Here is a 23851-nt window from a genome sequence, read left to right as displayed (position 1 = left end):
CCAGATATTAAATGATAAAACTGTTGTCTGGTTGGTTTACGTTGGTTAACTTTGTTAGATAGGCATCGTTATTTGTATATGGGTGAATTGGTTGAAATTGTTGATTCCTTAGAAAATAAAGTAAGTAAGCTCCTTCATAAATTAGAAGTGCTACAACTGGCAAATTCAAAGTTAAAAGAAGAATTATCCAGTATAAAGGAAGAAAAACATACAGTCCAAAATTCCATAGTAGATTGGGAAGAGAAATATAACTCTCTCAAACTAGCGAATTCGATGTTGGGTAGTAAAACAGATAAAACAGAAGCTAAGCTCAAAATAAACACACTAATTCGCGAATTGGACCTTTGTATTGCCCATCTTGCGGAGTAGCGTTACAGTAAAATATGGAGGAAAAGCTCAAAATCAAGCTTTCAATTGCAGACAGGGTATATCCATTAACGATTGACCCAAAGCAAGAAGAAGGTTTGCGAAAAGCGGCCAAAAATATTGATCAATTGGCCAAAAAATTTGAGCAGAACTATGCAGTACGTGACAAACAAGATGTTTTGGCCATGTGCGCGTTACAATTCGCCTCCAAAATTGAGCAAAGCGGAATAAATGAATCTGAAAATGTGAAAGCTGCGACCGAGCGCATAAAAGTGCTTGATGAGTTAATAAAAGCTAAACTAGTTTCAGAATAAGTTCTTTAAAATAAATATTGTTACTGCCCACATTGGTAATTATTTTTTGACAAACTCAACATTATTAAGTTTAAAAAGGGTGAGTTTAAGTTGTAAAAGCGGGCCCTACTCGTATAGGGATTATTGAGCAGCTTGTTAGCCCTAAACCTGTTTTTAGGAGTTTGTACAAAACTTCGGCCAATGTGGGCTTTTTTTATAACCAAACGTTACCATATGGATAATACAACAATCATAATAATTGCGGCGATAGTCGGCATACTTGTCGGATTTATAATCGCTAAAGTACTTGAGAAAGGTAAAGCAAGTAAGACTTTATCAAGTGCTAAAAGAGAAGCTTCAACCATTTTAAAAGAGGCAAAAAAGGAAGGAGAAAATATAAAAAAGGATAAGATTTTTCAAGCAAAAGAAAAGTTCTTGGAACTTAAAGCTGAGCACGAAAAGGTCATAATTAACAAGGATAAAAAAATTGCAGAGGCTGAAAAACGTACCCGAGATAAAGAATCTCAAATCAGCAGTGAACTTGCAAAAGGGAAGCGTTTGAACGAACAGCTCGAAGCCAAGATAAAAGATACAGAACATAAGCAAAGTATTTTTGAGAAGAAGCAAGCAGAGGTTGAGAAGCTTCATAAAAGTCAAGTCCAACAATTAGAGGTGATTTCGGGACTTTCTGCCGAAGAGGCCAAAAGCCAATTATTGGAATCGCTCAAGGAGACTGCAAAGACAGATGCCATGGCGTATCTACAAACTACATTAGAAGAGGCCAAATTAACCGCGCAACAAGAAGCCAGAAAAATTGTAATTAATACAATCCAACGTATAGGTACTGAGGAGGCAGTTGAAAATTGTGTTTCTGTATTCAATTTGGAATCTGATGATGTGAAGGGACGAATTATAGGAAGAGAAGGGCGTAACATTAGAGCCATAGAAGCAGCAACAGGTGTAGAAATTATAGTAGATGATACACCAGAGGCTATTATACTTTCCTGTTTTGACTCTGTCCGTAGAGAGATTGCGAGGCTTTCTTTACATCGTTTAGTAACAGATGGTCGTATTCACCCTGCTCGTATCGAAGAGATTGTAAAAAAGACCGAGAAGCAAATTAATGAGGAAATCGTTGAAATTGGTAAACGTACTGTTATAGACTTAGGAATCCATGGTCTACACCCAGAATTGATTAAGGCAGTGGGTCGGATGAAGTATCGCTCCTCTTATGGTCAAAACCTATTACAACACTCACGTGAAGTAGCTAAACTTTGTGGTGTAATGGCAGCAGAACTTGGTCTAAATCCAAAAATTGCAAAGCGTGCCGGATTACTTCATGATATTGGAAAAGTACCAAATACTGAGGTAGAAGTAGAAACTCCACATGCTATCCTAGGAATGCAGTGGGCAGAAAAGTTTGGGGAGAAGAAAGAAGTTTGTAATGCAATTGGAGCTCACCATGATGAAATTGAGATGACAACCTTGATTTCACCAATAGTTCAAGTTTGTGATGCAATAAGTGGAGCACGACCAGGGGCAAGGCGTCAAGTATTGGATTCCTACATCCAACGACTAAAAGATTTGGAAGATGTTGCTTTTGGGTTCACGGGTGTGCAGAAAGCGTATGCGATACAAGCTGGACGTGAACTTCGAGTAATTGTGGAGAGCGAAAAAGTAAATGATGATAAGGCTGCTGAACTTTCTTTTGAGATTTCACAAAAAATACAAACGGACATGACCTATCCTGGCCAAGTTAAAGTAACTGTAATAAGGGAAACAAGGTCTGTTAATGTGGCGAAGTAAATAAAACCATAGTACAAAAAGCAAAAAAGCTGTTCGAATAGAACATCTTTTTTGCTGTAAGAAATAGATTACCTATTCTTCTTCATTACTTTTTTCCGCATCAGTAGCTTCGATCTCTTTATTTATCTTGTTTTCCATAATATTAAGATTCTTCAGCTTGTTCTTCCAAGTTTCCAAAGCCTCTTTATGGCGATTAATGTCTTTAATAACATTTTGTACCACAGGACTATCTTCCGAGGCATTGGAGAAAAATTGAAGGTTGTTTTCTAGCTGGCGCAATTCGTTTTTGCTCTCATCTATCTTTCTACGGATAAATACCCTTTCGTTGCTGATTGCCCTATCATTATCCGAATTGGCCAACTGCTTAATCTTATCTCCATATTTTAATAATTCAGCCTCTTGGCGGGAGATATCCAACTTTTTAAAGAGTGCATCTATAATTTTGTTGAACTTACCGTTGATGTGTTTTTTGTTGTAGGGAATACGACCGTATGACTTCCATTCGGCTATAAATTCTTTAATTTTTGGAAGATCTTTTTTTCTATCCCCACTCAATTGGAAAGCCTTTAAACGCTCTAAGCAAGCACTTTTTTGCTTAAAATTGTCAAACTCCTCTTTTTGTGAGGCATTTTTTTCTGCATGTAATTTGTTAAAATAATGATTGCAAGCGTCTTTGAACTCGTTCCAAATTTTATCAGAATATTTTCGAGGAACATGACCAATTTTTTTCCACTCGCTTTGTATACGCTTCATTTCTGGAGTAGCCATTTCTTGGTCTTCACTATCTTTTAATGATAAGGCTAATTCAAGCAATGCTCTTTTTTTCTCTAGGTTCTCGTGTTGTTCTTTTTTAAGGTTTTTGTAAAAACTGTTTTTCTTTCGGTTAAATGTTCGTACTGCATCCTTAAATCTAGACCAAGTCTGCTCATTTACTTTTTGTGGGACTTTCCCAGCTTTGAAAAAAGCATCCCGTAGTGCTTCGATTTCTTTTATCTGCTGTTGTAGCTCACGATGGTTATCCGCAGTTTTTTCACCAATTGTGGTAATTGCTGCTATAAGCTCATTCTTTTTCTCTAAATTCTTTTCATAAGATGCATCTAATTGGGCATAATGTTCTTGCCTACGGGCATGCATAGTCTTGGTGGCATTACTAAACCTTCCCCATATTTCTTCACGTTTTTCCTTGGAAACTGGTCCGATATCCTCTTTCCAGATTTTGTGTAAGGTCTGTAGTTCCCTAAACGCTTTGTTCAAATCAGGCTCGTTGGCCAATGCTTCTGCCTTTAGGACTAACTTTTCTTTTTCCTCTAGATTATGTTTAAAATCAAGGTCCCTAAGTTCCCTATTCAGATGCAGAAAATCATAAAATATTTCAATATGATGGTGGTAGGTGCGCCATACATCGTTGTAGTTGTTTCTTGGTATAGGTCCAGAATTTCGCCATCTTTCTTGAATATCTTTAAAATTTTTATAGGTCGTATTAATGTCCTCTTCAACATTGACCAACCCCTTAAGCTCTTCAATAATTTTTAAGCGACTTTCAAGATTTTGTTTTAGATTTTGCTCTAGATTTTTATAGTATTGATTTCGTTTCTCGCGGTATTCGCCGTAAACCTCGTTAAATTGTCTTTTAGTGACCGAATTGTATCTGAAATCTATTTCGTTACCACCACCAGCAACAAATTCCTCTTTTTTGTGCTCTAAAAATTCTTGGAATTTTAAATCAAACTCATGTTTAATCCCACTAACATGTTTGTTGATCGCTTGTACTTTTTCGTTTTTCACCAATCGCTGTAGCTCACCCACTAAATTTTCCATGCTCATGGCATGATAGTCCGGCATAGGAATATGATGTCGTTTTTCATTTTCCTTATCTTCAGCGTCTTCTGCGTTCTCTTGATCTATCTCTTCTTGAACATCTTCGTCACTGGATTGTTCTGTTTTTTTATTCCCAGGATTTGGTTCATCAGTTTCTGATACAGTTTCAACTTCTTCTGTAGAAACGCTGTCTTCGGCAGTTTGTTCCACTACATTCTCTTCCTGCGTTTCAGGCACTGATTTTTCTGAAATGTTCTCCTCCCCTCCAGAAGTCTCTGGCGGTTTCTTTTCGTTCTCGTCCATCACGATGTTATTTATTGGTTTTTTGGATTGATGGCATTAATTGGTAAGTTACTAACTATACCCAGCAATGGCAAAAATACGCATTACTTCTTTACAGGTTTCTAAACCGAAAGCTGGATTGATTTTGATTAGAAATTTCAAGAATTCCAGATTTCCCAAGATTTTTCTGCCTGAAACTCCAACATTGGTAATCCATTTTGAATGATTGCCCCTTTTGCATCTCCCTCCTTTAAAAAAACAGTTTTTGAAGGATTATATATCAAATCGAAAAGCAAATGGTTTTTTGTTAGGTATTTATAAGGAATCTCAGGCTTTTGATGAATATTAGGATACGTTCCCACTGGGCTACAATTCACTATAATCTGATGGTCTTCAATGATTTTTTTATTGAGTTCTTGATAGCGTAATTGTTGTTTTTTTGGATTTCTGGATACAAATTGAAAAGGAATATCCAATTCGTCAAACACATGGGCAATTGCTTTTGAAGCCCCCCCTGTACCTAGTATTAGTGCATTCTTATGATGCCCTTTTAAGTGAACGGATAGCGATTCCTTAAATCCATAAGCATCTGTATTGTACCCCATAAGTTTATCATTTTTAAAACGAATGGTGTTAACTGCTCCTATTCTTTCAGCAGTTGTGTCCAATTCGTCCAAAAATGGAATAATCAATTCTTTGTAAGGGATGGTTACATTTAAGCCAGATAAATGGTTTTGATTAACTATATCCTTAAATTCTGAGATATTTGCTAAATCAAAGTTTTCATAGCTGTGGTCTAACAAATTTGATTTGGTAAATTTTTCAGAAAAATACCCTCTAGAAAACGAATAAGAAATATCCTTACCTATTAGCCCGTACCTTTTTTCTTTCCTTTCTGTTTTTTCCATACCAATCTAAACTCAATAGAACAAAGATGCCAAATATTATAAAGAAAACTGCTCCCCAAGTTTCCATTTTAAAGACATCTGGTAAATAGCGCTGATAGTTTAGTATAATTTCATCACCGTTGGAATCATACATAATCTGACCCAATGCATCTTTTTTAAACACACTTTTTTTCCATGGCCATATTACCCCAAGCGACCCAGTGATAAAACCAATAATTACGGCTGTTGTGATTTCTTTGTACCGTTTTAGCACATATCCCAATAAGTGGGACAAAGTAACCAATCCGGTTGCTGAACCTAAAGTAAAAACACCGAGTATGGACAAGGTTTCCATCCTCTCTTTGTGATGAACAAAACTAAAATCACCTCTAAAAATTTCTGAAAATGTAACGTACAGGGCATTCACAGAATCTACCAGTAGCAATACATAATTTCCCAAAAGAATTAAAATAAAAGAGCCGGATAGTCCAGGTAAAGTCATCCCAGAGACACTAATAATACCACAAAAAAAGATAAAAATAAGATTATCATTTTCTTTTGCGGGGCTTAAAAAACTAATGGAGATTCCAACCAGCAAACCTATAATTCCTGCTGAAATTGTTTTACGGTTCCAATGTTCATAATCTTTTGAAATGTAATAGATAGAACCTAGCACCATACCAAAAAAAGCAGCCCATACGAAGAGTTCCTTTTTTTCTAAAAAATAATCCAAAAGTCGGGCAACACTAAAATAGCTGATAAGCATTCCCAATATGAGAAGAACAAGAAAGGACCCGTTTGTGTACCTGTAGAAGCTCTTGAATCTCCCATTTAACAGCAATCTGAATGCTTTTGCATTAATTTTTTGCAAGGAGTAGATGAATTCTTCATAAAAACCACCAACAAAAGCCACAATACCACCAGAGACACCAGGTACTTTATTTGCGGCGCCCATAAAAAGACCTTTTATGACCAAGAAAATATTATCGAGCAGTGTTCGTTTCTGATGCATGTTTTAGTTAGGTCCCTATTTTTTGGAAGCTATCCTTTCAAGGATAAAAATAAGGGAAAAACCTATGATTGCTAAACCTATGGCAAGTATTAATTGTGAATCACCTTCAAAGGCATTGGGCAACACATTTTTTTCATCAATAACAACTATCTTTTCACCAAAAGCTTTCGTTGCCAATACTTTTTTCCAAGGCCATATTTTGTTTAAAGAGCCCAAAATAAAACCGGTCAACAACGCCAAAGTAGTGCTGCGATAATTTTTGAACATCCATTTTAGTATTCGCGCAAAGCTCAATAAGCCAAAAACTGCCCCTAGGGCAACAGTAGCTACCACTTTTATGTCTCGCTCATGGACCGCATCAAGTATTGTTTTATACGATCCTAATAGCACAAGGATAAAGGCACCGGAAATACCAGGTAAAATCATGGCACATACCGCCAATGCACCCGAAAGAAAAAGATATGGAAGGCTGTCTACGTTTTCATTGGGCGGTAAAGTGGTAATAAAATAGGCTATTGCCGATCCAATCAATAAAAATAAAACCTTTGCAAAATCCCATTTCTTAATTTCTTTGCCAACTAAAAAAATACTCGCCAAAACCAATCCAAAGAAAAAAGACCACAGCAGAATAGGTTTGTTTTCTAGCAACCAACTTAAAAATTTTGCTAAAGAAAATAGGCTTATAAAAATCCCCAGAAATAAGGCTGTTAAAAAGTTGCCATTTAGTTTTTTCCAAAAAGGTTTTATACCTTCTTTTCTGAGTACGGTAAATAGGTTAAAATTAATGGCATTTATAGAACTAATCAGCTCCTCATAAATTCCAGATATAAATGCAATGGTCCCTCCTGAAACACCTGGTACTACATCTGCGGCACCCATGGCCATACCTTTTAAGGTGATTACAAGGTAATCCACCATTTTTCTTGCGCTCATCGTATTCTTTTTAGGTAGAAGCCTTTTTATGGATTTTAAATGTGTCCTTTATCCAAGGGAGTTTGGCAAATTCTGGAAACTGCTCTTCAAATAGGTCAATCTTTTTTGTATCCAATTGCAGAGCTGTTATAAAGTTTTCTTTAGCTTTTTCTTTTTCTTGCAAATTCAAGTACATCCCAGCTAGTTGAAAATTAAGTTCGGCACTTTCTGGGTAGAACTCAATTCCTTGTAATAGTACTTGGACAGCCGAATTATAATCGGTCATTTTGGATAAAACCTCTGCCCAATCCAACCAGGTTTTAAGTTCATAATTACCCAAGTCAACCGCTTGTTTAAAAGCAAAATCTGCTTCGTCAAAATTTTGTAAAGCAGTATAAATTTGCGCACTCCTTTGCCAATACATAGGATTATCACCATCAATATTAATGGCTTTATTGATGTATTTTAATGCTTTTGGGTATTCTTCCCTTCTAAGGTAGAATTCCGTAATTGCCAACCAACCCTTATCTAATAGTGGGTCTTCGTGCACTGTATTGTAATAATAGTATTTGGCCAAGTCATCATTCCCCAACTTTTCATGGCATTTGCCAATCCTTAGATAGGCGTGTGAAGTAGGGTCGTCAATATTCAAAGTGGTTTCGTAGCTTTCAATAGCTTCGTTGTACTTTCCAAGTTTTTCAAGAACTTTTCCTTTTTCAAAATATGCCCCTAAGAAAGAATCGTCTGAAATAATTGCAAAGTCAAAAGCCGCCAATGCTTCTTTATCCATTCCCTTTGAAACGTACATTTTACCCAGTTGATGCCAAGCTACTTCAGAATAGGGATTGCGTTCCAAATATTCATTCAGGTATTTGATACCACCATCATAATCCTCTAAGAACTCAAAACAGTATACTACGTTATAAAGTGATGAATAATCTGCATCGTCTACCTCAACACATCTGATAAAATTCTTTTTAGCACTTTCAAAATCATCCATAAACAGGTACTCCATGCCCAATAATGAATAAATATCAAAGCTATTATCCGATATCTGCAAGGCTTCTAAAAGCATATTTACCGCTCCTTGGTGGTCGTCCTGCTTGGATAAAATGTTTGCACGTTGAATAAAGATTTCCTCATTGTTGGAGTCAATCGTTTGCAGTTCGTCAAGAATGTTTTCCGCCGTTTCAAATTGGTCTTCAAAAACCAATACTTCAACACGTAAAAGCTTTATTTCCATTGAATTAGGATGTTGCTGCAATCCAATTTGTATTGCTTTTTTGCCCAATGAAACTTTACCGGCATTTAAATAATGATGTATGATTTCCTCAAAGTCTTCTGCATCAAAGAAATAGACATCATCTGTCTTGAGCATTGACTCGAACTTATGTATGGAATTGTCAGGTTTCTCGTTAGGTTCTAACGCCATAGGAACGCTTTTGTTTAACTATGGACTTAAAATTAGCCTTTTAATGACTAGTTCTTCATCCAAGATTTGGGTTTGTTATCAACAAATTAGTTAACAGTGTCTGATTTATAATCATTCAACAAATCAATAATTTGAGTGCAACCTTTCTTAATTTCTTCTTCAGAAATGGTCAGAGGAGGTGATATTCGAACCGCTTTTGGCTCAAATAATAACCAGAACAAAATAAGCCTTTTCTTTGCTGCCGACAACACCAAATAGTTAACAATTTCAGATGTTTTAAACAACAAGGCCAGCATTAGTCCTTTTCCTCTAATTTCTTTAATCAAAGGATGTACCAAAAGAGAGCGAAACAACTTTTCTTTTTGTAACGTGTCTTTAATTATCTGACTACCAGTAATTTCCTTTAGGGTTGCCAAACTTGCTGCTGCAATGACAGGGTTGCCGCCAAAAGTGGTAATATGCCCTAATTTAGGATTACCTTGTAGGGATGCCATTATCTTTTGGGAAGCTATAAATGCTCCAACAGGTAGACCAGAAGCCATACCTTTTCCCACAACCAAAATGTCTGGACTTATACCAAAATGTTCAAAAGCAAATAGCTTTCCCGTTCTTCCAAAGCCGGGCTGAATTTCATCTAAAATAAGTAAGGCTCCTACTTCATCACATCTATTTCTAATCTTTTTTAGATAGTCGCTTTTTGGAAGTATAAAACCTGCACCACCCTGGATAGTTTCCAAAATTACCGCTGCAGTTTTTTCTGTAATCTTTGTGATATCTGCCTCGTCATTGAATTCAATGAATTTTACATCTGGAATTAAAGGTCTAAACGCTCTTTTCCGTTCTTCATAGCCAGTTACACTTAAACTGCCCATAGTATTGCCGTGATAGGCATTTTTTGCGGCTATAAGTTGAGAACGACCAGTAAATCTTCTCGCTAGTTTTAGTGAGCCCTCTATAGCTTCGGTGCCGGAATTGACCAAGTAGGTGGTCTCTAAATTTTCGGGTAGGTAAGAAGCTAATAATTTGGTGTAAGAAACGGCTGGTTCTTGAACATATTCCCCATACACCATTACATGCATATAACTATCTGTTTGCTTCTTTATAGCTTGCACTACTTTTGAATGGCAATGTCCCAAGCTACATGCAGAAACCCCAGCAACAAAGTCTAGATGGGCATTTCCTTCAACATCATAAATATAACTTCCCTTGGCATGGGAGATTTCCAAGGCTAATGGATGTGGAGTTGTTTGTGCTTGATATTTGAAGAAATCATTCTTCATAGTTAACTACCAACTTTTTTTAAAACGGGGCGTTTCGGTTTAGTTGCTTTAGAGTTAGTATTTGATATTTTGGAATTTGAATTCTTACCTCCACTACGTTCCTGTTCTTCTGCATCAATATCAATAGGGTCATCAATGCCTCTAATTTTGACCAATTCTATATTGTTGTCATCCTCATCAAAAATACCTTCCTTACTAAAAATTCGTTCTTCACCTCGCCATATAAAACCTTTCAATTTTCTACTATCCACCGGTAAATCCTTTTCTGGGAAAATATCCCCATCTGGATTTACATAAAAATTAAGCTCATCTACATCATTATTCTCCATTATCATCCTGATTTTACTGCAAATGGTCTTATCAATGCCAATCAATTCTTGGTCATCGTTGTACATGTAGTAAATGACTTCGGTATTTTTAACTAAATCAATGATTTTTAATTCATTGTCTATGAATTTGCCAAACAAATCCTTCCCTTTTGCTTGATTGTAACCATTCTTTCCAATGGTATCAAATGCTATGATAAATGCATTGTTGATGACCTTAAGGGAATCCAGTTTTTCTGTTTCCAAATCTGAAATCAAATGAATACTGTCCCCTGTCATTTGATTGTCTACATTCCACAGAATGGGATTGGTAATGAGTTGGGTGATACCTGTTTTCTCCTCAGAATGGATGGAATCACATTTACCACTCAAGTCTTTTTTATAAAATTTTGAATTCCTGAATGCTCTTAATATCCTTGACTCTGGTGGACCAGTAACTAGTAATGTATCTCCATGGATGTATAAAGAATCTTGCTCTACAAGATTTATGGCAACCGCCCTTTTTGTAGCAAAAACGGAATCTTTTTCTTTATGTACTTCTGCATAATGTGCACGAATAACTCCTTTGTTGATAGTATCCGTAACAATAATATTGTTTGTTGCAGATGCGAATGATGCTACTTTGTCAAAATAAACACTATCACCTTCTATGATTCGATTACTGTAATTGATTTTAGTATTCTTAACCCCATAACCCTGCTCAATTTTCGTGTCATAAAACCCACGTTCACAGTAAATGGTGTATTCCTCCCCAACTATTGTGGAAGGTCCGTACATATATGCATTTTTTGATATTCTATAGTAGTCTAACTGCTCAGAATCGATGACATACTCTGGATTATCTACATGAACATTTTTTCTAAACTGCACTTTTTTCAGTTCTGTGAAATAAGTCCCTATAAGACTGGTAAGTACATTTACAGAATCGACAACTTTTCCCCCTGAACGATAAAAGGATTCCTGTTTTTCCCTGTTGAAATACAGCGTATCTGTGGTCAAGGTCATTTGACCATCTGTTAAATCAACTTTCTCCCATGCTTTGGCAAGTTTAGTGTCTCCATCATAATCCATTTTCCCACTATTCATCTCTATGGAGTCGCCTTGTTGCATTCTAACATTGCCAACAGCTTTTAGGCGGTTTTCCTTGGAATAAAATATAGCTACGTCACACCATAAATCGGCACCTTGGTGTTCAAACTGAACCTGTCTTTCATCATCTTTACTAAAAATAGAAGCCCCCGGAAATCTGTCTTCATCCTTTGTGAAGTTTGCTCCATAGATAATGTTTATTTGTCTTCCACCTTTAATTTTTGTTGTATCGCTTTTCGTTTGTTCTTGAGCTATAGACAGCAAAAATGAAAACAGAGCTAGAAAAAGGAATATTTTTTTCAAATCCATAAGAATTTAGCCAAAAGTAGGATTTTTGGTTAAAGTAGGTGCTTAGATTTAGAAAGGTTTAGGAAACCTATCGATGTATTGTCTGTGTTCTATCTGGTCCTACAGAAACAATTTTTATTGGAATATTCAATTCTTTTTCCAAAAACGAAATATACTCGTTGAGCTCTTTGGGGAATTCTGAAGCATTTCTCATTTTGGTCAAATCTTCTTTCCAACCTTTGAATTCTGTATAGATTGGACTTACATTACTTTCTTCGATATTAAATGGCAAATGTGTAATGGTTTCTCCTTTGTATTTGTATGCCGTACAAACTTTTAAAGTTTTAAAACCAGAAAGCACGTCACCTTTCATCATGCTTAGCTGTGTAACACCGTTTACTTGGCAAGCATATTTAAGAGCCACCAAATCTAACCATCCGCAACGTCTGGGACGACCAGTTACAGCACCAAATTCATGTCCAATACGTGCCATTTCGGCTCCAGTTTCATCAAATAGTTCTGTAGGGAAAGGTCCAGAACCAACACGAGTGGTATATGCCTTGAAAATTCCAAAGACTTCACCAATTCTGTTTGGGGCAACTCCTAGACCAGTACAAGCTCCGGAAGCGGTAGTATTGGAAGATGTCACATAGGGATAGGTTCCAAAGTCTATGTCCAACAAGGAACCTTGTGCACCTTCAGCTAAAATGGTTTTGTTGTTTAGCAAAGCTTGGTTTAGGTATTCCTCACTATCTATATATTGTAATTCTTTTAAGCGCTCAATGGCAGAAAAGAACTCATCTTCCATTTCTTTTAAATTGTACTGAATATCTACATTGTAGAATCTAATCATGGCTTCATGCTTGTTAGCTAAAGCTCTATATTTCTCTTTCCAATTTGGTAACTCCAAGTCGCCTATTCTAATTCCATTACGACCTGTTTTGTCCATATATGTTGGTCCAATCCCCTTTAATGTAGATCCAATTTTTGCCTTCCCTTTGGAAGTTTCAGAGGCTGCATCCAACAAACGGTGTGTAGGTAGAATAACATGGGCTTTTCTGGAAATTATCAGCTTGGATTTATAATCCAAGTTAAACTGGTCCAAACCATCCAATTCTTGTACGAAAACCACGGGATCTATAACAACCCCATTACCAATGACATTTATGGAATCATCATGAAAAATACCTGAAGGAATAGTCCTTAAAACGTGCTTTATGCCATCAAATTCTAAAGTATGCCCCGCATTAGGACCTCCTTGAAAGCGTGCAATTATGTTATAGTCTTTGGTAAGTACATCAACAATTTTTCCTTTTCCTTCGTCTCCCCATTGGAGTCCAAGCAATAAATCTACCATGAAGTTTTTTGGTTAGTCTGTTACGTTTTCTTCTTTGTTTCTGGTTCCGTAAAAGTATAGTGAATGGTTATTGATTTTAATATCAAAAACCTCTTCTATTGTTTTCTTTATAGATTGGATACGTGGGTCACAAAACTCTACCACCTCGCCTGTATCCGTTAAGATGACATGATCGTGTTGCCTGTCAAAATAGGACTTTTCGTATTGTGCTTGATTTTTTCCAAATTGATGTTTTCTTACCAATTTGCAATCCAACAATAATTCTATAGTGTTGTACAAGGTGGCCCTGCTAACACGATAGTTTTTAGTCTTCATTTTAATGTACAAAGATTCTACATCAAAATGGTCATCACTTTCATAAATCTCTTGTAGAATTGCATATCGTTCAGGGGTTTTCCGGTGCCCGTTCTCTTCTAAAAACGTGGTGAATACGTTTTTTACAATTTCCTGATTTTTGGTGTTTCCCATGGCAATGTCCCAATACTATCTTGCAAATGTACAGTTAAAAATTAAATCCTGCTCACTTTGTCTATACCTTCAATTTGCTTTAGATTGGTGACCAATTTTTTAAGGATAACATTGTTTTTTACCACAACTGTAATCTTACCTGAGAAGGTACCTCCATCTGTGCTAAAATTAAGGTTTCGCATGTTTACATGCATATTGTCCGATATCACATTGGTAATTTCATTCACCAGACCAAGGTTGTCTATCCCTGTAAGTTCTATTTCTGCTGAAAAATCTTCTTGAGTGGAATCTATCCACCTTGCGGACATAATGCGGTAAGCATAATGGGATTGAAGTGAAATTGCGTTAGGGCAATTTTTGGTGTGCACTTTTATACCATCTGAAACACTAACAAAGCCAAATACTTCATCCCCAGGAATTGGATTACAACATTTGGATAGTTTGTAGTTGAGCTTTTCTTCCTCACTCCCAAAAACAAGCATGTCATACTTAGCAGTAATCTCATCTTTATTGATGTCCTCTGGAACTGGAGAACGTCTAATTTTATTCTTGAAAAAATTGATAAAAGAGTTGTTGTACGAGGCTACAAAATCCTTGATTTTTTGGTTATCGATCGCTCCATTACCAACTCTAAAAAATAAGTCCAGACTGGTTTTTAATTTGAAGAAAATGACCATTTTGTTGACCACATCTTCATTTAAAGTTACTTTTTGAGATTTAAGTTTTCTTCTTAAAATCTCTCTTCCATCTTCTGCAACTTCTTTTTTCTCTTCACGTAAGGAAGATTTAATTTTTGCTCTTGCTCTTGCCGTATGCGCATAATCTAACCAGTTTTGATTAGGTTTTGCTGTTTCTGAGGTGATAATTTCTACTTGATCACCACTTTGGAGAACAGTATTTAGCGGCACTAACTTTCCATTTACTTTTGCGCCTCGGGTTTTCATACCCACTTCCGTATGGATGTTAAAGGCGAAATCCAGAGGGGAAGCCCCTTTCGGTAGAGATTTTAGCTCTCCTTTGGGTGTAAATACAAATATCTCTTTGGAATACAGATTGAGCTTAAACTCTTCTACAAAATCCACTGCGCTTACATTGGCATTTTCTAAAGCTTCTTGTAACCTATTTAGCCATACTTCAATCCCTTGCTCTTTTTGTTCCCCGTGTTTGTATTTAAAATGTGCAGCATATCCTTTTTCGGCAATCTCGTGCATACGCTCGCTTCTTATCTGCACTTCTACCCATTTTCCTTCAGGCCCCATAACGGTAATATGTAGTGCTTCATATCCTGTAGATTTTGGAGAAGTAATCCAATCTCGCAGCCGAACTGGGTTAGGTGTAAAATGGTCTGTTACTATAGAATAGATTTTCCAGGCTAAAAACTTTTCGTTTTTTCGGTCAGAACTGTAAATGATACGAATAGCAAACTTGTCATAAATTTCATCAAAAGCTACATTTTGAGCCTTCATTTTTCTTCGGATGGAAAAAATGGATTTCATCCGACCTTTGACATCATAATTTAAGCCTTCCTCATCCAAAGAATTACGGATAACTTTGGTAAAAGCATCTATATATTCTTTCTGCTCATCTTCGGTATCTTCTATTTTATCGCGAATGTCATTATAAACATCGGGTTCCGTATACTTTAAGCTAAGGTCTTCTAGCTGTGTTTTTATATTGTAGAGTCCAATACGATGTGCCAGAGGTGCATAAATATATAGTGTTTCAGAAGCTATTTTCACTTGTTTATGCTCTGGCATAGCATCCATGGTGAGCATGTTATGGTACCTATCAGCAATTTTGATGATAATAACGCGTACATCATCATTAAGCGTCAACAGCATTTTTCTAAAATTCTCTGCTTGCTGACTTATGTTTTTATCTTTTTTTAGATGGGATATTTTAGTTAGTCCGTCAACAATACGCGCTACGGTCTCACCAAACATACGTTCAATATCATCTAAAGTGTAGGAGGTATCTTCAACAACGTCATGGAGTAGGGCGGAGGCTATGGAAACAGCATCAAGGCCAATCTCAGAAGCAACTATTTTTGCAACTGCAATTGGGTGAAAAATATAAGCTTCGCCGGATTTTCGTCTTTGGTCTTTATGGGCATCAACAGCAACGTCAAAAGCAGAGCGTATCAACTTCTTGTCCCCTGGGGAAAGTGTCTGATAGCTTATGCGAAGCAATTCTTTATATTGCTTTGCAATTTGCTTATTCTCTTTTTCTATTGCTTCTACCGTCATTCTATATTAAAATTACCACAATCTTTATAGCTAAACAACAAAAATCATGCCTTTAGATTGCGGATGCGCTCGATTAATGGTGGATGGGAATAGTGCATAAAAACGTAGGCAGGATGCGGGGTCAAGTTACTTAAGCTATTCTTTGAGAGCTTTTTTAACGATGTAATAAGGGGGGAAGCAGCAAAGGTCTCTTTGGCATAGTTATCTGCCTGAAATTCAAATTTTCTAGAGAAAAAGTTCATAACTAAACCTGTTATGGTGGAAATTGGACTGTACAATAACACAAAACCAATCAATGCTGCATGAAAACTGGGTTTTGATACCCCTATAGCCAGTGAAAGTTCAGGATTATTTATAAAAAGGGAGAGTATAAACAAGGTTAACCCTGTGAGGCTTATTGTGGCAAAAAGATTGAAAATAATGTGCTTTCTTTTGTAATGCCCAACTTCATGGGCTAATACGGCAACAATTTCTTCTTCATTTAAATCATTTATCAACGTATCAAATAGTGTTACTCTTTTTTGTTTGCCAAAACCTGAGAAATAAGCATTTGCCTTAGTAGAACGTTTAGAACCATCGATGACAAAAATGTTATCCAGCTCAAATCCTACATTTTTTGCATAAGACTCAATAGCAGCTTTTAAACTTCCTATTTCTAGGGGTGTTTGTTTATTAAAAAGTGGTACAATCAACTTGCTATAAAAAAGATTTATAAATATCATTAGCATAGCAAAAAGCCCCCAAGCATATAGCCAGAAATTACTTCCAGTCCATTGTAAAAACAGCATAACTAGAGCTAAAATACCACCTCCTAAAATTGCGGTCATCACGAATCCTTTAATCAAATCGATAAAAAACAATTTTTTTGTAGTCTTATTAAAACCGAATTTTTCTTCTATGACAAAGGTTTGGTAGTATGAAAACGGAATAGAAAATATGCTGCTTCCAAAAACAATTATCCCAAAAAAGCCTAGCGCCATTAAGATAGAGTTGGATGTAAAACTTCGTATTAGGTTATCTACCCATTCAAACCCTCCAAATAGAAGAAAACTTAGGGTCAGGAGAAAAGAAAAAGCATCACTGAGTAAACCGAACCTATAATTGGTTTTTTTGTAGGCTGTGGATTTTTTGTATTCAGCTTCGTCAAAAACGTCGTTAAGCTCTTCTGGTATGACTTCTTGATATTTTTTTGCATTTAAATAGTCCAAGAAAGTATCAATTATATATTGAGCTATTAAAATTCCAATAATGAGGGTGAAGAGTAATTTGCTATCCATAGGCAATTAAAATCCGCGCTGGCGTTTAGCCTCAAAGATAAGTATTGCAGCAGAGACGGACACGTTCATGGAGTCTATTTCGCCTTGCATGGGTATAATTATGTTTTGGTCAGAATTTGCCAACCAAGTATCCGAAAGCCCTGTAGCTTCCGTACCGACGACAATTGCAGTTGGTTTTGTAAAATCAGTTTCGATATAATTTTTGGATGCGGTTAAAGCTGCGCAGTTTATAGTAATACCCTGCTGCTGTAAAAAAGAAATTATTTCTTCGGTAGTTCCCATTCCAACTTTAGTGGTAAATAAACATCCCACACTAGAGCGGATAACATTAGGATTATACAGGTCCGATTTTGGATTTGCAATCAATACGGCATCTAAATTGGCGGCATCTGCAGTACGGAGCAGGGCACCGATATTACCAGGTTTTTCAGGAGCTTCAGCAACTAAAATAAGAGGGTTCTTAGTTTTAAAATTAAGTGAATCTAAACTATGATTTTTAGACTTTGCAATTGCCAAAACACCTTCAGTAGTTTGCCGATATGCAAGCTTTTCATAAACAGTTCGTGAAATAACTATTTGGTCAAGCACTTCAATCTGCAAATTGGAATTTATATCCTCGCAATGTAAAAGAGTTTCAATACTATAACCTCCTTTTTGGGCCAATTGAATTTCCCGAAGCCCTTCAATAATAAAAAGTCCGGTCTTTTTACGTTCTCGAGACTTTTCTTGCAGTTGTAAAACCTTTTTAACCAAAGGGTTCTGAAGGCTTGTGATTATTTTTTGACTATCCACTGGATAAAAATAGCCATTCCCGTAAACTTAATTCTTACTTTTCGACAGATGTACAAAACAATAACCATGAAAAATTTAGTTTACTTAGTCTTACTGCTACCATTTATAGCTTGTAAGCAAACCACAACGACAGATACCAATAGCACACAAATCACTGTGGAAACTGTTGAAGTAAACAAAAAAAAATATCCAGAAGACTTTGGTAAGGCATTGGATGCACATGGAGGATTAGCCAATTGGAAACAGCAGCGTACACTTTCTTTTGTGCTACCAAAACCTGATAACACAGAAACCCATACTATCGATTTATGGAGCAGAAACGAAAAGGTAGAAACACCTGATTATACCTTTGGTTATGATGGGAAGCCATGGGTTTTGGATAGTAATGGAAATTACAAAGGGAATCCAGAGTTCTATCATAACCTTATGTTTTATTTCTATGCCATGCCATTTGTTTTGGCGGATGAAGGTATAATTTATAGTGAAACTGAAGATTTGGTTTTTGATGGTGTTTCCTATCCTGGAATAAAAATAAGTTACGATGCTGGAGTAGGTATAACTCCTAAAGATGAATACTACATTCACTATAATGCTGAAACGCACAAAATGGCTTGGTTAGGCTATACAGTAACCTACCGTAGTGGTGAAAAGTCTGATAATGTAAAATGGATACGTTATGATGATTGGAAAACCATAAACGATTTGGTTTTACCAAATTCTATTTCTTGGTATATAGTTGAAGACGGAAAAATAAAAGAAGTAAGAAACATAGTGGTTTTTGAGAATGTTACTTTATCCACAGTAGCAAAACCAACAGCTTTTTATGATAAACCAGAAAAAGGGGAGTATTGGGTGAAGTCAAGAAAGGAGTAATATTTTCCTATGGAAAATCTTCAGGATTAGCTTATTGGAAAACGATTTTATTTGTTTATGTCGGTTTCAAAACCATAAATAGTGGTTTGCATCCCAGCAATTTTCCATTTGCCATTTGCTTTTTCCATAAGTCTAGTTTCGCGTTTTAGTCCGCGGACAGAATCTTGCTGTTCATAAGTAACCCAAGCTCCAGTTCCGTATAAACGTACGTCAATGTCGTTCAACAATTTAGGAATAGGTTCTGGTTCTGGATGTTCTTCAATAAAAGTTTTTACAAATTGACTTATTTCTTTCCAACCTACAGATTCCGAAAAAGTACTGTTGGGAAAGTCAATATATATTTTGGTGATATCAGCGTCGTGTACCCATTTTTCTTTCCAACCCTCATAATCCCTTTGAAAAGCAGCTTTGGTCTCATTGTTTAATGTTTCCAATATGGCTTTTTTCTCCTGTCTAAAATCTATATTTTGTGTTTTCTTGTTCTCTGTATCTGTAGTTTCAGCTTCCTTGCAACCTAAAGTTATTAGGAAAAAGGTGATTACAGCTATCATTAGATTTTTCCTTGCCATATTTAACTTGTTTTCTGTATCTAAGTCTAAAGGTTTTAAAACTTATTTACTTTTATATTGTGGATGTAACAATTCCCTCAAGGTTTATTTTCCCGCAAACTTATCCATATAACGTTTCCAAAGTTTGGTTTGGTGAGTTTCCAAAGAAATTGCCCTACCATCTATAAAAGCATGGCTTAGTATGTTGGTTCGCATATCTAAGGCATCTCCTTTAGAAACAAAAAAAGTAGCACTTTTACCTACTTCTAAGGTTCCATAATCAGTATCAATACCTAATATCTTGGCAGTATTACCAGAAATTAATTGTAGCGCTTTTTCCTTATCCAACCCTTGTGCCACAACTTGCCCAGCATAAAAGGGTAGATTTCGTGTTTGGAAATTACTGGCGCTAGCATTTTGTATGCCCACCAAAAGCCCTGCATCTACTAATAGCTTTGGTAATTTAAAGGTGGAATCGTAATCATCATCCTCAAAATTGGGTAGAGTGTGGGTAAAATTCACCAGAACAGGAATATTATGCTGTTTTAAGAAATCTGTAATTTTATGTGCTTGATAACCACCTACCAATACCACATGTTGCACTCCAGCATCTTTAGCAGTAGTAACCGCATCTATAATCTCTTTTTCGCCTTGGGCGTAAACATAGAGTTTTTGAGAACCATCGAACAATCCTTGCATGGCTGCAAACGCTTGATTTTTCTCTTTTGCGCTTGCTTTGCCATAAGCAGTGGAGTTAGCTATAAAGGTTTTGACTGCGTCAATATCTTTTTGGTAGTCTTTGTTGGGTTGATATGCCCTAGGCTCACCTAACCACCAACGACCTCTTCTAAAAGAGTTTGGCCAGTTTAGATGGATGCCATCATCTACTTTTACAGTAGCATCTTCCCAGTTCCATGCGTCAAACTGTACTATGGAAGAGGTTCCAGAAATACGCCCACCTTTAGGAGTAATTTGCCCTAAAAGTACACCATTGGGTCGCATACTTTCAACAACCTTAGATTCTGCATTATAGGCTATGATACTGCGTACATGCGGAATCATACTGCCAATTTCATCAGAGTCATTACTTGCCCTAACGGCATTTACTTCAACAAGACCTAGAGATTTTCCGGGGGCAATAAAGCCTGGGTAAATATGCTTGCCAGTTGCATCTATTGTTTTCCCTTTTGCTGTAACGGAGCTTCCAATAGCGGTAATTTTACCGTTTTCAAATACAATAGAACAATTATCTATTACCGTTCCATTGCCAATATGTGCTGTAACACCAGTAACTGTAATTGCTTCCGTTTGTTCTGGTGCAGGAGTTTGCTGTGCGATACCTGCAAAACTCCATACTATTAAGATTAAGAAATTTATTTTTTTCATTTTATTTATTTTGCTATTCTTTTTTGAAAACACTTCGACAGGCTCAGTGTGACATTTTTAGTTCTCGACTCAGCTCGACCTGGCGTAATTTTAATTTCATCTAACATCTAACATCTAACATCTAACATCTAACATCTAACATCAGAGTGTTTCACATTCAAAATTTCGTTTTTTACTCTGCTTAGGAGCTTGGGTTTTTCCACCTCCAGCTTTTTCGTTCAGCATCATATTAATAAGCTTTGTTCTTTCAGCTTGGATTGCAGTTCGTTGCATTTTATCTTTTTCTAAATCAAAATAGACGGCACCTTCAATGATGGTTTTCTCTGCTTTTGCGTACACGGACATTGGATAATCTGTCCATAATACCAAATCAGCATCATTCCCTACTTTAATACTGCCAACGCGGTGGTCTATATGTAATAATTTAGCTGGATTCAGCGTCACCATTTTCCAAGCTTCTATCTCAGATACTCCGCCATACTTCATAGTCTTACCTGCCTCTTGATTCAATCGACGAATCATCTCACGGTCATCACTGTTAATTGCAGTAACTACTCCCTGACTTGCCATAATTGCCGCATTATAAGGAATGGCGTCATTTACCTCGTATTTGTATGCCCACCAATCACTAAAAGTAGAGCCACCTACACCATGTTCTGCCATTTTATCGGCTACTTTATAGCCTTCTAAAATGTGCGTGAATGTATTTACCTTAAAGTTGAATCTCTCGGCAACTTTCATCAGCATATTTATTTCACTCTGTACATAAGAGTGGCAACTTATAAAACGTTCTCCATTTAAAATTTCGGCAAGGGTTTCTAGTTCTTCATCATAACGATAAGCTTGCCCACTTTTCTTTTTAGCATCATATTCTTTTGCCATTTGAAAGTAGTTCTCAAAAACCTGTTCCACACCCATTCTCGTTTGTGGAAAACGCGAAAAACTTTGCCAATTGGACTGTTTCACGTTTTCCCCCAAAGCGAATTTGATGAACTTTGGCATATCTGGAAATTGAAGCCCTTCAGCATCTTCTCCCCATTTTAGTTTGATGATGGCTGATTGTCCGCCAATAGGATTTGCCGAACCATGCAGTAGTTGAAATGTTGTAACGCCACCACCCAAACTACGATAAATGTTAATGTCTTCTGGGTCAAGCACATCGGTCATACGCACTTCAGCAGAAGAATTATGCCCTGCCTCATTTACTGAAATTGCAGCAACATGAGAATGCTCATCAATAATACCAGCTGTTACATGTTTGCCAGTAGCGTCTATTACTTTAGCGCCACCAGCACTTAAATCTTTGCCTACCTTACTTATTTCTCCATTTTTTACCAGCACATCTGTATTTTCTAGAATGGCTTCGCCAGTCCATACCGTTGCATTTTTAAACAGCATATTCTCTTGCTGTGGTTTTGCAGCATAGCCATATCCAATATTGGGATAAGTCATAGCTACAAGCTCAGGTTTTTCAGCAGCTTCCTCAGCCTTTTTTTCTTTTTCTTCAAAAGATGCTGTTTTTATTGCTCTAAAAGAGGATTCTCTTCCGTTAGGTAAAATAAGTCTTCCAGTTATGTTGTCAGAATCTTTACTTACCATACCGCTCATACGGTACATTTTCTCTCCCTCATCAGTAGAGAAAGAAAAGTTTACCCAATTATTTTTATAGGCGAGTTTCGATTTGTGTTTTATAGTGTCCTGTTTAACCTCGATTTTTGGCTTGCTTGCTTCTCCGCTAATCGCCATCTTATAGGTAAGCCCACCAGCAGTTAAATCATAATCCCCACGAATATCTTTTTGGTCTTTATCATTGATTACATTTTTATGACCCTGTACCCAATTCTCATAGAGCGTAGTGCTTTTATCAAAAATATCCCCTGAAGTGATTAAAAAGTTGGCTTGTCTCCCTGTTTGTAGACTGCCAATTTTGTTAGAAGCTCCCAAGATTGAAGCTGGTGTTGTTGTTAAGGCTTCTAAAGCTTTAGTTTTGGAAAGACCATGTTTTATAGCTTTCATAAGCATAGTTTTAAAATCTCCAGTAGATTTTAAGCTATGAAGTGTCAATGAGAATTGAACTCCATTGTCTTCTAACACTTTGGGGTTGGTTGGTGCTAAATTCCAATGACGCATGTCTTTTAGATTAACGTATTGCGCTGCGTATGGGTCCGAAACATCATATGCTTTAGGAAAGTTTAGTGGTACAATCAATTTTGCGTTAGTATTTTTTATTGCATCTATACGTTGGTATTCGTCTCCCCCAGCAAGAATTGCATATTGAATCCCGAATTGGTCGCCAATCTTGTCCGCTCTTAATACATTGCCATTATTACCAGCTGCGAAAATTTGTGGTAGGCTTTTGTTTTCTACTAGTGCTTCAATAGAACGGTCCTTAGTATCTGCATTTCCTTTAGCGTACCAATCCATATCATAATATAACTGGCGCATTAAAGCCATTGCTCCCATTAAAGAGGTAGGGTAGGACTGTCTTTTGGCAACACTTTTGGAGAATGAAAAATATTGTGCTGAGTTATCTTCTAAAATCCGATCAGCGTCTCCGCCATCATCATTCAGGGCAACCATAACACCGGTACCTCTAGCTATTCCATCTTGAATGTGGGTATTTACTACCCCAAAACCAGCTTTTCGTAATTCTTTGGCTTTTTTGTCATCATATTCAAACTTTTCTACGGCCTTGTTTTCGGGCATTATATGATCGTTCCAATAAAAACCTTCGCGAGTGGCTTCATATTGAGGTGAACGACCTCCACCTGGGGCTCTCTTAGGTTTTTCTACTCCAAATGCTGAAAAAGCATCTATAAATGAAGGATAGATAGATTTTCCACTTAAATTTTCTACAACCGCATTCTTAGGAATAGCAACTGAACTGCCTACTTGAACTATTTTCCCGTTCTGTACTAGTAAAGTTCCGTTTTGGATAACCTGCGTTGGAGTAACATAAATTTTTGCATTGGTGAATGCATAATAATTATTGTTTTTTGATTTTACACCGTCATTTTCAGGAAAGTAATCTTGTGCAAACAGAGTAGCACCGCACCAAAGCAGTGCGAGTGTCAGGAGTCGCAATTTCATAATGTATTTTGATTGTAATTAGT

19 protein-coding genes and 1 other RNA gene are annotated in these 23851 nt (G+C 36.6%); 5 read left to right on the top strand and 15 right to left on the bottom strand.

Translation table 11 applies throughout. The features are described 5' to 3' along the window. Nucleotides 1-78: 78 nt before the first annotated feature. From AACP56_RS03545 to rny, 4 genes are all read left to right on the top strand, one after another. Nucleotides 79-369: a hypothetical protein gene (locus AACP56_RS03545; protein WP_339333361.1), complete on the top strand. Its 291-nt coding sequence runs from the start codon at nucleotides 79-81 to the stop codon at nucleotides 367-369. 14 nt (nucleotides 370-383) lie between these two features. Continuing rightward, on the top strand, nucleotides 384-680 hold the full coding sequence (locus AACP56_RS03540) for a cell division protein ZapA (RefSeq protein ID WP_339333363.1): 297 nt from the start codon (nucleotides 384-386) through the stop codon (nucleotides 678-680). Between the two features lie 53 nt (nucleotides 681-733). Beyond that, nucleotides 734-843, top strand: a non-coding RNA gene (ssrS, locus tag AACP56_RS03535) — 6S RNA. A 50-nt stretch (nucleotides 844-893) separates the two neighbouring features. Further along, nucleotides 894-2465, top strand: a complete 1572-nt coding sequence (gene rny, locus AACP56_RS03530; RefSeq protein ID WP_339333365.1) for a ribonuclease Y — start codon at nucleotides 894-896, stop codon at nucleotides 2463-2465. 72 nt (nucleotides 2466-2537) lie between these two features. On the opposite strand, the gene AACP56_RS03525 is transcribed toward rny, so the two are convergent. The 12 genes from AACP56_RS03525 to AACP56_RS03470 all read right to left on the bottom strand — a co-directional run bounded on the left by AACP56_RS03525 (nucleotide 2538) and on the right by AACP56_RS03470 (nucleotide 17931). Continuing rightward, nucleotides 2538-4586, bottom strand: a complete 2049-nt coding sequence (locus tag AACP56_RS03525; RefSeq protein WP_339333367.1) for a DUF349 domain-containing protein — start codon at nucleotides 4584-4586, stop codon at nucleotides 2538-2540. A 137-nt stretch (nucleotides 4587-4723) separates the two neighbouring features. Continuing rightward, the gene (locus tag AACP56_RS03520; protein ID WP_339333370.1) at nucleotides 4724-5473 is read right to left on the bottom strand and encodes a shikimate dehydrogenase family protein; all 750 of its coding nucleotides are present in this window, start codon (nucleotides 5471-5473) and stop codon (nucleotides 4724-4726) included. Beyond that, a complete protein-coding gene (locus AACP56_RS03515) occupies nucleotides 5427-6464 on the bottom strand; it encodes a DUF368 domain-containing protein (RefSeq protein WP_339333372.1) in 1038 nt (345 codons plus the stop codon). Before AACP56_RS03515 ends, AACP56_RS03520 begins: the two co-directional genes overlap by 47 nt. Before the next feature lie 15 nt (nucleotides 6465-6479). Next, nucleotides 6480-7397, bottom strand: a complete 918-nt coding sequence (locus AACP56_RS03510) for a DUF368 domain-containing protein (RefSeq protein WP_339333374.1) — start codon at nucleotides 7395-7397, stop codon at nucleotides 6480-6482. A gap of 10 nt (nucleotides 7398-7407) precedes the next feature. Then, nucleotides 7408-8808 carry a tetratricopeptide repeat protein gene (locus AACP56_RS03505; RefSeq protein ID WP_339333376.1) on the bottom strand — a complete coding sequence of 467 codons (1401 nt, stop codon included), beginning with the start codon at nucleotides 8806-8808 and terminating at the stop codon, nucleotides 7408-7410. A gap of 86 nt (nucleotides 8809-8894) precedes the next feature. Next, entirely contained in the window at nucleotides 8895-10088 is a 1194-nt protein-coding gene (locus AACP56_RS03500) for an aspartate aminotransferase family protein (protein WP_339333378.1), read from the bottom strand. A gap of 2 nt (nucleotides 10089-10090) precedes the next feature. Beyond that, entirely contained in the window at nucleotides 10091-11812 is a 1722-nt protein-coding gene (locus AACP56_RS03495) for an OstA-like protein (protein WP_339333380.1), read from the bottom strand. 67 nt (nucleotides 11813-11879) lie between these two features. Beyond that, nucleotides 11880-13148 (bottom strand): adenylosuccinate synthase, encoded by a 1269-nt coding sequence (locus AACP56_RS03490; protein ID WP_339333382.1) that lies wholly within the window; start codon nucleotides 13146-13148, stop codon nucleotides 11880-11882. 12 nt (nucleotides 13149-13160) lie between these two features. Then, nucleotides 13161-13616 (bottom strand): Fur family transcriptional regulator, encoded by a 456-nt coding sequence (locus AACP56_RS03485; protein ID WP_339333384.1) that lies wholly within the window; start codon nucleotides 13614-13616, stop codon nucleotides 13161-13163. A gap of 41 nt (nucleotides 13617-13657) precedes the next feature. After that, complete coding sequence (locus AACP56_RS03480) at nucleotides 13658-15862, bottom strand: RelA/SpoT family protein (RefSeq protein ID WP_339333386.1); 2205 nt, start codon at nucleotides 15860-15862, stop codon at nucleotides 13658-13660. Nucleotides 15863-15906: 44 nt separating this feature from the next. After that, entirely contained in the window at nucleotides 15907-17139 is a 1233-nt protein-coding gene (locus tag AACP56_RS03475; RefSeq protein ID WP_339333388.1) for a M48 family metallopeptidase, read from the bottom strand. Nucleotides 17140-17145: 6 nt separating this feature from the next. Continuing rightward, the gene (locus tag AACP56_RS03470; RefSeq protein WP_339333390.1) at nucleotides 17146-17931 is read right to left on the bottom strand and encodes a TrmH family RNA methyltransferase; all 786 of its coding nucleotides are present in this window, start codon (nucleotides 17929-17931) and stop codon (nucleotides 17146-17148) included. A 66-nt stretch (nucleotides 17932-17997) separates the two neighbouring features. Here AACP56_RS03470 and AACP56_RS03465 point away from each other — a divergent pair, with 66 nt between their 5' ends. Next, a complete protein-coding gene (locus tag AACP56_RS03465) occupies nucleotides 17998-18804 on the top strand; it encodes a DUF6503 family protein (protein WP_339333392.1) in 807 nt (268 codons plus the stop codon). Between the two features lie 47 nt (nucleotides 18805-18851). Here the strand turns inward: AACP56_RS03465 and AACP56_RS03460 are convergent, their stop codons facing one another. The 3 genes from AACP56_RS03460 to AACP56_RS03450 form a co-directional block, all read right to left on the bottom strand. Further along, entirely contained in the window at nucleotides 18852-19373 is a 522-nt protein-coding gene (locus AACP56_RS03460) for a hypothetical protein (RefSeq protein WP_339333394.1), read from the bottom strand. Nucleotides 19374-19457: 84 nt separating this feature from the next. Further along, nucleotides 19458-20738, bottom strand: coding sequence for an amidohydrolase family protein (locus AACP56_RS03455; protein WP_339333396.1), 1281 nt, complete (start codon nucleotides 20736-20738; stop codon nucleotides 19458-19460). 141 nt (nucleotides 20739-20879) lie between these two features. Continuing rightward, nucleotides 20880-23828: an amidohydrolase family protein gene (locus AACP56_RS03450; protein WP_339333398.1), complete on the bottom strand. Its 2949-nt coding sequence runs from the start codon at nucleotides 23826-23828 to the stop codon at nucleotides 20880-20882. Between the last annotated feature and the right edge of the window lie 23 nt (nucleotides 23829-23851).

Source organism: Croceitalea sp. MTPC6 (assembly GCF_036985525.1).
Classification (GTDB): domain Bacteria; phylum Bacteroidota; class Bacteroidia; order Flavobacteriales; family Flavobacteriaceae; genus Croceitalea.
The sequence above is the reverse complement of the archived record's forward strand: the minus strand, read 5'-3'. Positions and strand labels throughout refer to the sequence as shown.